Origin of the sequence: Pseudomonas sp. LJDD11, from assembly GCF_024584215.1 — a bacterium.
Lineage (GTDB): Bacteria > Pseudomonadota > Gammaproteobacteria > Pseudomonadales > Pseudomonadaceae > Aquipseudomonas.
The window spans coordinates 564002-572334 of record NZ_JANJFL010000001.1 but is presented as its reverse complement, the minus strand read 5'-3'; the positions used below and the strand labels follow the sequence as shown (position 1 = coordinate 572334).

Here is an 8333-nt window from a genome sequence, read left to right as displayed (position 1 = left end):
CTTGCCGGCGCGCTGGGCCGTGCCCAGGGCGCTCTCCAGATCCCGGTAGAACCTGCCGCTTTCAAGGCGATGACCGTCGCTGCAGGTGGCCGTGGTTTTCAGTCCGAGGTCGATACCCACTGCGTCCTGGCCTGGCGATAACTGGCGGTCGACCTCGACCACGACGTTGAAATACCAGCGTCCACGGCTGTCCTCGTTGAAGCTGCCGGATCTGAATTTAAAGCCCGCCAGGCCGTAGCTGTCCCAGACCTTGAAGTGCTGTCTGTTGAAGACGACCTGGCCGTTTTTCCAGACAGCAGCGCCGACCTTGAAGGGCAGCCAACCCAGACTGCGCCGGGCGCCGCCCGAGCAGCGCCAGCGGAGCTGGCGCTTTTTGAACTGCTTGCGCCGTGTGACATATTCGTCGGCAACAGCCTGCACGGATTGGCTGTGCAGTCCCAGGTCTTTGCTGGCCCCGTTGGTGTACTTGTGAATGTCGAACGCCGACAGAAAACGACCACGCTCACGAATCGAGCGACTGCTCAAGTCGCTTTCATTTCAGTCATGAAACACAGAATAGGGGCGGTTTTATGGATCTTAACCCTTATGACCGCTTCGCGGTGGCGCTTTCATGCCCCACCTGAAGGAAGGGGCTTTTCGCACCAGTTTGGTAAGGACACCCCGTAGGAGCAGCTTTAGCTGCGAAGCCTTTCGCAGCTAAAGCTGCTCCTACGGAGGTTGCGTGTTTGCTGCGCGACAGCGCGGTGCCATGGCAGCGGGTGATCTCCCACCGAAGCCGAGCCAAACCTGCTAATCGCTTAACTGATCGGCATTGTTTCTACTGCCCCTTTCGCAGGCCAGCGGGTTGCTAAGCCACCACCGACTCGCCAATGGCGTAATACTGCCCACCCGCAATGTAATGCAGGCTGCGCCATTCGGGGCCAGCCTCGGCGAATTGCCAATGCCCGTTGCGGAACACCCGATCGTCCGCCCACGCCCCCACCACCTCGCCAATGAACAGGTCGTAGGCTTGCTGGTTATGTGGCTCGTCGACCACCTTGCAGATCAGCCACGCCGAACAGCCCACCACCAGAGGCGTTTTGAAGCCGTCCACGTGCATCAATTGCACGCCACATTTTTCCAGTTTGTCCGGGTCGTCGCTCAAGCTGTGGGTGCCCACCGCCTGGGTCAATTGCAACTGGGCAACATTGGGCACTTGCAGGGCAAAGTAGCCACTGCCCTCGACCAGAGCACGGGTGCGGGCGATCTTGTCGATGACCACAGTGACTTTGGAGGGCGAAAAATCCAGGCCACAGGCCCAGGCGGCGGCCATGACGTTGTCGGTGCCGCCGTGGCTGGCCGAGACCAGGATGGTCGGGCCGTGGTTGACCAGGCGGTAGGCTTTGTCCAGTTCAACGGGAAGCATATGCGGATTCATGGGCGCTCTCTTGCTGATAAACGTGGTGCCGGCGAAGATGGTCGCCTTACACAAGGCTGCAAAGATGCCACACTTGCGGCTGGTAATGCTCAAACAAGGACTCAGCGCTTGATGTCTCCATCCCCTTCCCCTCTGGTGGCCGCGCTGATTCTGGCGGCGGGCAGCAGCCGACGTTTTGGCAGTGACAAGCGCCAGGCATTGATTGCCGACGGCCGCCGTGTGCTGCAAAGCAGTTGCACCAATGCCTGCCAGGCGTTTGCCGATGTGCGCGTGGTGCTGCGCGAGCAAGACGATGCCGTCGCGCTGGGCCTGGACCCTCAAGTGCGTGTGGTGCGCAGCCCGCAGGCAGATCTGGGTATGGGCCATAGCCTGGCCAGTGGCGTATCAGCGCTGACCGACGCGCCTGCCGAGGCGGTGGCCATCCTGCTGGCAGACATGCCCTGGCTGAACCCGGCAACCTTAGTGGCGTTGGCGGCGCTGGCAGGTCCGCAGCGCATCATCGTGCCGATGCACGAAGGTCAGCAGGGCCATCCGGTGATCATTGGCCGACACTTCTGGCCGCAGTTGCAGCAGTTGCGTGGCGACCGAGGCGCCAAGGCACTGCTCGCCGCGCACAGCGAGTACTGCGTGAGGGTCGAGACGGCCGACCGGGGCATCCTGCTCGACGCCGATACCCCGGCCGCGCTGGCTCAGGTGCTGCGCGACCAGACCTGTTGAGCGTGCATGCCATTGGCGCTGGCAAGGATATCCGCCATCACCGCCAGGGCAATTTCCGCCGGGGTCTTGCTGCCCAGATTCAAGCCGATCGGCGCATGAATGCGTGCCAACGCCCGGGCGTCCAGCCCGCCGATGCGCTGGAGGCGCTCCATGCGCTTGTGACTGGTCTGCCGCGAACCCATGGCACCGATGTAGAACGCCTCGCTGCGCACCGCCTCCATGAGTGTCAGGTCATCCAGGCGTGGATCGTGGGTCAAGGCGACTACGGCGGTCGCCGCATGACAACCGCCCTGCTCGATGTACAGCGCTGGCAGCACCGGACACACCTCGACGCCCGGCACGCAAAACCCGGCCAGCAGTTCGGTGCGCGGTTCACAGAGAATCACCTCGTAGCCCAGCGCCAGAGCGAAGCTGGCACAGAACTCGGCCACCGGTGACAAGCCGGCCAGCAGCAGCCGGTGTACCGCGCCGATGCGGATTGAAACCTGCTCCGCACTGACCGCCACCCGTGGATGACTCAGGCTGCCGGGCGATACCGCTGGCAGTTGCCCGTTCAGGCTGACCTCGCGAATCAACCACGGGCCGGCGCTCAGGGCCCGCTCCACGCTGGCCAGATGCCGATCGACCTCGGCACGCGGTGACAGGTACTCCACCAGCACGTCCAGTACACCGCCACACGGCAGCACCAGATTGGGCGCAAACCCGCCTTCGCCATAACGCACCCGCTGATTGCGATGCGGTAATGTGCCGTCGGCCAGACGCTGCAAAAAGTCCTCTTCGATGCAGCCGCCGGATAATGAACCGCGATGCTCACCGCCAGCCAGCGCAACCAGCATCGCCCCCGGCCCGCGCGGTGCCGAGCCATAAGTGGACAGCACCGTACACAACCACACCGGCCGGCCTTGGGCCAGCCAGTCGCGGGCCTGCTGTATGACCTGCAAATCAAGCTGTTGCATGACACTCCCCTGGGCTCAGACCCCGGCCATCAGCTTTTCCTTGGTGATCGGCAGGCTGCGGATACGCTGCCCGGTGGCGTGGTACACGGCATTGGCGACTGCTGCGGCCAGACCGGTGATGCCAATCTCGCCGATGCCCCTGGCGCCGAATTCGTTGAGGTTCAGATCCGGATAATCGAGCAGAATCACCTCGATTTCGGGCTGATCGGCGTGCACCGGCACCAAGTATTCAGCGTAGTTGTCATTGACCGGCAAGCCTGTGCGCGGGTCGTGCTCGGTGGCCTCGAACAGGGCCATGCCGACCGCCATCACGATGGCGCCTTCGACCTGGTTGCGCGCTGCCAGCGGGTTGACTACCTTGCCGACATCGATGGCACTGACCACCCTGGCCACTCGCAGCCGCGAGATGCCCGGGTCCCAGCGCACCTCGACAAAATGCGCACCGAACGAGCGAAACGAGTATTTCTGTTCTTTGCCCTGCTCGCTGTGATACGTGCCTTCGGCGCGGGCCAGACGTTGCTGAGCCAGTACGTCGGCAAAGCTGACCTGCCGCTCGCCCTTGACCAACCGACCGTCACGGACCTGCAGGGTGTCGGGCTTTTCACCGGCAAAAAAACCGCTCTCGGCAGTGGCGTAGCTGCGCAGTTTATCAAGCGCCTCGCGGGTTGCACCGGCCAGCGCCGGCATGATGCTGGCGGTGACCCAACTGCCGCCAGACACCGGGCCTGGACTGAACGACGAATTGCCCAATTGCACCTCGATGCGCTCGACCGGCAGCCCGGTGAGTTCGCTGACCGTCTGGGCGACGATGGTGTAGGTGCCAGTGCCGATGTCCTGCACCCCGCATTGCACCAGCGCAGTACCGTTGGCGCGCAGGCTGACCCGGGCTTCGGTCGGGACCTGAAACGCCTCCCAGTTGCAGGCGCCCATGCCGTAGCCAATGATCTCGTCGCCATCACGCATCGAGCCGACCTGAGCATTGCGCTGCTTCCAGCCGAAACGCTCGGCGGCCTTGTCGATGGCTTCGGGCAGGTGATTACTTGACCACGGCAAATCAGTGCTCTCATCCTTGCTGGCCAGGTTGAGCTGGCGAAATGCCAATGGGTCAAGGCCGGCAGCCAGGGCCATTTCATCGATAGCCGACTCCAGGGCGAACAATCCTGGCGCGGCGCCGGGCGCGCGCATGGACGTCGGGGTGCCGCGATTGACCGCACTGGTGTGGTGAGTGACCAGCACGTTGGCGCAGCTGTACAGGCTCTTGGTCACGCTGCCGCAGGTTTCGATGTAGGTGTCCAGGGTCGAGGTGCTATTGAACGACTCGTGACGCAGCGATACCAGCCGGCCCTTGTCGTCAGTCGCCAGGCGCAGGCGCTGGCGGGTCTCGGGACGATGGCCCACGGTGCTGAACATCTGCGCACGGGGCAGCATCAGTTGCACCGGGCGGCCGGTCAGCCTGGCCGCTGCACAGGCAGCAATGGAGTGCGGCCAGGGCCAGAGCTTGCCGCCAAACCCGGAGCCAATGAACGGCGCCCGGACTTCGACCTGTTCCGGTGCCAGATCAAACACATTGGCCAGCAGGTTGCGATGGTTCACGACCCCCTGAGTGCTCTCTTCCACGTACAGCCGACCGTCCTGCCAGTGGGCGGTGGTGGCGTGCATTTCCATTGGGTTGTGGGTTTCCACCGGCGTGGTATAGGTCGCGTCGATGCGCTGCGCGGCCGACTGATAGGCCGGCTCTGGCGTACCCCGCTCGTGACTGCCGCTGGCGGGTTTGAAGCCGTTGATGCGCAGCCCCTCTTCCAGGCTCCGCACCGGGTCCTGGGCCGCGTAGCGAACCGTGACGCGCTGGGCCGCTGCCCGCGCCTGCGCGAACGTCTGCGCGACCACCAGCGCGACGAATTGGCCGGGGTAGTAAACCTGGTCATCTTCGAACGGCAGCCGGTGTTCGTCGGTCTTGCTGGCCTGCAGCAACTTGTCAAAGCTCATGGCCTCATCAGGTGTACGGTGCATGTCCGGGCGATGGCCGTGATGCAGGATATCCACCACACCCGGCATGGCGCGGGCGCTGGCATCATCGATGGCCAGAATCTTGCCACTGGCGATGGTGCTGAATACCCCATAGGCGTAGAGCAGGCCTTGCTGCGGATAATCGGCCGCATAGCGCGCCTCACCGCTGACCTTGAGGCGGCCATCAACACGCTTGTGGGCCTTGCCAATCACGTTCTGGTTCATGCCAGCTCCTGGGCCGTGAGATCACGGAGGTTACGGGTGATGACCTGTTGGCCGAGAGGAATCTTGAACGCGTTGTGGGAATAGCCACGGGCGTCCTTCATCGCCAACTGCGCGACCTGGCCATACAGCGCCAGCGATACCGGCTGGCCAATCAGTGCCCGCTCGGCTTCGCTGGCGCGCCATGGCTTGCTGGCCACGCCGCCCAGGGCAATGCGCGCGTCGGTGATGCGCTCGCCATCGAGCACCAGCACCACAGCGCTGGAGGCCAGAGCGAACTGGTAAGAGGTTCGATCACGCAGCTTCAGGTAGGCCGAACGACTACCCGGCAACGGCGCATCAAGGGTCAGGTGAGTGATCAACTCGTGAGCTTGCAGAGCATGCTCCTTCCATGGCGTGCTGCCTGGCAGCAGATGAAAGTCGGCAAACGCAATGTCGCGGCTGCCTTGCGCGCTTTGCACCGTCACCTGAGCACCCAGTGCGGCGATGGCTACGCACATGTCCGAGGGGTGCGCGGCAATACACTGGTCACTGGTGCCCAGTACCGCGTGAACACTGCGGTTCAGGCCGTCAACGGCTGCGCAACCGGAGCCCGGCTCACGCTTGTTGCACGGTGACAGGCCGTCACGAAAGTAATTGCAGCGCACCCGCTGCATCAGGTTGCCGGCGGTGGTCGCCTTGTTGCGCAGCGCAGTACTGGCGCCCTGCAGAATCGCCTGGGCCAGTACCGGATAGCGCTCACGGACCAAGGGGTGATTGGCCAGCTCGGTATTGCTGACCAGCGCGCCGACCCGCAGACGGCCGTCGGACAGCGGCTCGACCTTGCGCAGGTCAAGCCGATTGATGTCCACCAGATGCTCGGCCTGCATCACATCAAGCTTGACCAGATCCAGCAAGGTGGTGCCGCCAGCCAGGTAGAACCGCTGACCGTCGCCGCTGGCCTGGCCGACCGCCTGGGCCGGCGATGAAGCACGCAGATAATCGAAGGTACGCATCAGGCCGGCCTCCCCATCTTGCCCCGCGCCGACTGCACGGCCGCAAGGATGTTCTTGTAGGCCCCGCAGCGGCAGATATTGCCGCTCATGGCCTCACGCACGCTGGCGTCATCGCTGCCGATATTCGGGTCATTGAGGATAGCGACGGCGCTCATGATCTGCCCCGAGGTGCAGTAACCGCATTGATAGGCGTCGTGCTCCCAGAACGCTTGCTGCACCGGGTGCAGTTTGCCGTCCTGAGCCAGGCCTTCGATGGTGGTGATTTCATCACCGTCATGCTGCACGGCAATGGACAGGCACGAGTTGATCGCCACACCATTGACCAGCAAGGTGCAGGCTCCGCACTGACCGTGATCACAGCCTTTCTTGGTGCCGGTCAGTTGCAGGCGGTCACGCAGCACATCGAGCAGGATCGCGTTGGCCGGCACGTTGAGCCGGTGGCTCTGGCCGTTGACCTTGAGTTCGATGCTTTGCTCCCCGGCGGCCGGCCCGGCGGCAGGTGGCTGGCTGACAGCCGGTGCTGATTGAGCCATACCGTCAGGAACCCAGGTTGCAACGGTGGCGGCGGCGATGCCGGAAGCGCCAGCCTTGAGAAAATTGCGCCGTGAGGCATGTAATGCGGGGCTGTCCTGCCCGGCCGCGGCCGGGCCTGGCGTGTTGGATTTTTTCATCAGGTTCACCATTGAGTGGTGCGCTCACGAAGGCGCTAACAGTCAGGTCGGGCGGTGGTTCATTGCCACACGCCTCGGTCCCGACCGGTCCAATCAGGTGACCCTGCCCGGATGAATAGATTCAGCTTGATTATGCGTTGAGCGGATCAGTTGCACGCCGCGCCCCCGCCTCGCCCCTGATTACCGGGCAGCACAGGCGGTGGGATAAACCTTACACCCCCAACGCTAGGGGTGGTATTAAGCGATTGATCTGTCGTCTTGCTGTGGCTGTGGCTGGCGCCTGAGCTCAGTCGCCGCTGCGCTTGCAGGTCACGATCACGATGCCGCCGAGAATCGCCATTACCCCCCCAATCAGCGGCAGGGTCAGTTGCTCGCCCATGAACAGCACCGACATCAATAGCCCCACCACCGGCACGCCGAGCATCGCGGTCGACATGCTGGTGCTCGACAGCCACATGCTCGCCGCATTGACCGCGCAGAAGCAGAACGCGGTCGCCAATGGCCCCATGAACAACAGGATCTGCCACAGCGCCATGGAGCCATCACCGGTGAACGGCCCTTCCACCACGTGCGCCAGCACAAGCAACGGTACGGTGGCGGTGAGCATCTGCCAGGGCGCCAGCTGATAGGCGCTGGTGCCTGTGGACGCATGACGCAGATGCAATATGCAAAGCGCCCAACAGATCGATGCCGCGATCAGCATCAGGTTGGCTTTGAGCAGGGTGGTATTACCCCAGTCGAGGGTCAGCGGGTTGAACAGCACAGCCACGCCAATGCCGCCGAACAGCGTGCCGATCAATTGCCGACGCGACAGCCGCTCGCCGAGGAAGGTCACCGCAATCGGCGTCACCCACAGCGGGGTGGTGTAGGCCAGCACCGCCGAGCGGCCGGCCGGCACTTCGGTCATGGCCATGGCACCAAGCACGGTAAAGGTCAGCATCTGCAGCAGGCCGACACTGAGAATCAGTGGCAGGTCGCGACGGCCCGGCACGCGCAGGCTACCCGTGGCCAGTTGCAGGGCAAACAGGCAGGCGGCACCGGCGGCGAAGCGCACGGCGGAGAACCACACCGGGGTGATGTGCTGCAAACCGGCCTTCATCACTGGCCAGTTGGCGCCCCAGATCAGGATCGCCAGTACCAGTAACAACACGCCCTTGGCCTGGGGCGAAGCCAACAGACCATGGCTTGCGGGCAAGTGGGTGGCGGGTTTGCTGGTATTGATCATGATGGCTCCGTCGGCAGTGGCTGTGCAGGAGAAATGTTAATAAAGGTGCAAGAGAGATTCTTTGCGCTTTTATCTACCCAGCAAGCCGTTTGCAGAACTAAACTCTGCCAATCAATCCTTTTA

The 8333-nt window shown here is 63.3% G+C and carries 7 protein-coding genes and 1 pseudogene; 1 reads left to right on the top strand and 7 read right to left on the bottom strand.

The window, feature by feature from the left end:
- Positions 1-525: pseudogene (locus NRB16_RS02565) on the bottom strand (RNA-guided endonuclease TnpB family protein); the annotation flags it as partial.
- A 322-nt stretch (positions 526-847) separates the two neighbouring features.
- Positions 848-1417, bottom strand: coding sequence for a flavin reductase family protein (locus NRB16_RS02560; RefSeq protein ID WP_257105397.1), 570 nt, complete (start codon positions 1415-1417; stop codon positions 848-850).
- 111 nt (positions 1418-1528) lie between these two features.
- On the opposite strand from NRB16_RS02560, the gene NRB16_RS02555 reads away from it, so the two are divergent.
- Positions 1529-2134, top strand: coding sequence for an NTP transferase domain-containing protein (locus NRB16_RS02555; RefSeq protein WP_257105396.1), 606 nt, complete (start codon positions 1529-1531; stop codon positions 2132-2134).
- Here NRB16_RS02555 and NRB16_RS02550 read toward each other — a convergent pair.
- The 5 genes from NRB16_RS02550 to NRB16_RS02530 all read right to left on the bottom strand — a co-directional run bounded on the left by NRB16_RS02550 (position 2107) and on the right by NRB16_RS02530 (position 8210).
- A complete protein-coding gene (locus tag NRB16_RS02550; RefSeq protein ID WP_253142460.1) occupies positions 2107-3090 on the bottom strand; it encodes an XdhC family protein in 984 nt (327 codons plus the stop codon). The genes NRB16_RS02555 and NRB16_RS02550 overlap by 28 nt on opposite strands.
- A gap of 15 nt (positions 3091-3105) precedes the next feature.
- Entirely contained in the window at positions 3106-5322 is a 2217-nt protein-coding gene (locus tag NRB16_RS02545; protein ID WP_045492272.1) for a xanthine dehydrogenase family protein molybdopterin-binding subunit, read from the bottom strand.
- Positions 5319-6314: a xanthine dehydrogenase family protein subunit M gene (locus NRB16_RS02540; RefSeq protein WP_045492273.1), complete on the bottom strand. Its 996-nt coding sequence runs from the start codon at positions 6312-6314 to the stop codon at positions 5319-5321. The genes NRB16_RS02545 and NRB16_RS02540 overlap by 4 nt, the downstream gene beginning before the upstream one ends.
- A complete protein-coding gene (locus tag NRB16_RS02535; protein ID WP_257105395.1) occupies positions 6314-6985 on the bottom strand; it encodes a (2Fe-2S)-binding protein in 672 nt (223 codons plus the stop codon). The genes NRB16_RS02540 and NRB16_RS02535 overlap by 1 nt, the downstream gene beginning before the upstream one ends.
- A gap of 286 nt (positions 6986-7271) precedes the next feature.
- On the bottom strand, positions 7272-8210 hold the full coding sequence (locus NRB16_RS02530) for a DMT family transporter (protein WP_045492274.1): 939 nt from the start codon (positions 8208-8210) through the stop codon (positions 7272-7274).
- Between the last annotated feature and the right edge of the window lie 123 nt (positions 8211-8333).

Bases quoted from the DNA above. Each gene is read 5' to 3' on its own strand.
- NRB16_RS02545 (WP_045492272.1), bottom strand. From the start codon at position 5,322: ATGAACCAGAACGTGATTGGCAAGGCCCACAAGCGTGTTGATGGCCGC.
- NRB16_RS02555 (WP_257105396.1), top strand. From the start codon at position 1,529: ATGTCTCCATCCCCTTCCCCTCTGGTGGCCGCGCTGATTCTGGCGGCG.
- NRB16_RS02550 (WP_253142460.1), bottom strand. From the start codon at position 3,090: ATGCAACAGCTTGATTTGCAGGTCATACAGCAGGCCCGCGACTGGCTG.
- NRB16_RS02560 (WP_257105397.1), bottom strand. From the start codon at position 1,417: ATGAATCCGCATATGCTTCCCGTTGAACTGGACAAAGCCTACCGCCTG.
- NRB16_RS02540 (WP_045492273.1), bottom strand. From the start codon at position 6,314: ATGCGTACCTTCGATTATCTGCGTGCTTCATCGCCGGCCCAGGCGGTC.
- NRB16_RS02535 (WP_257105395.1), bottom strand. From the start codon at position 6,985: ATGAAAAAATCCAACACGCCAGGCCCGGCCGCGGCCGGGCAGGACAGC.
- NRB16_RS02530 (WP_045492274.1), bottom strand. From the start codon at position 8,210: ATGATCAATACCAGCAAACCCGCCACCCACTTGCCCGCAAGCCATGGT.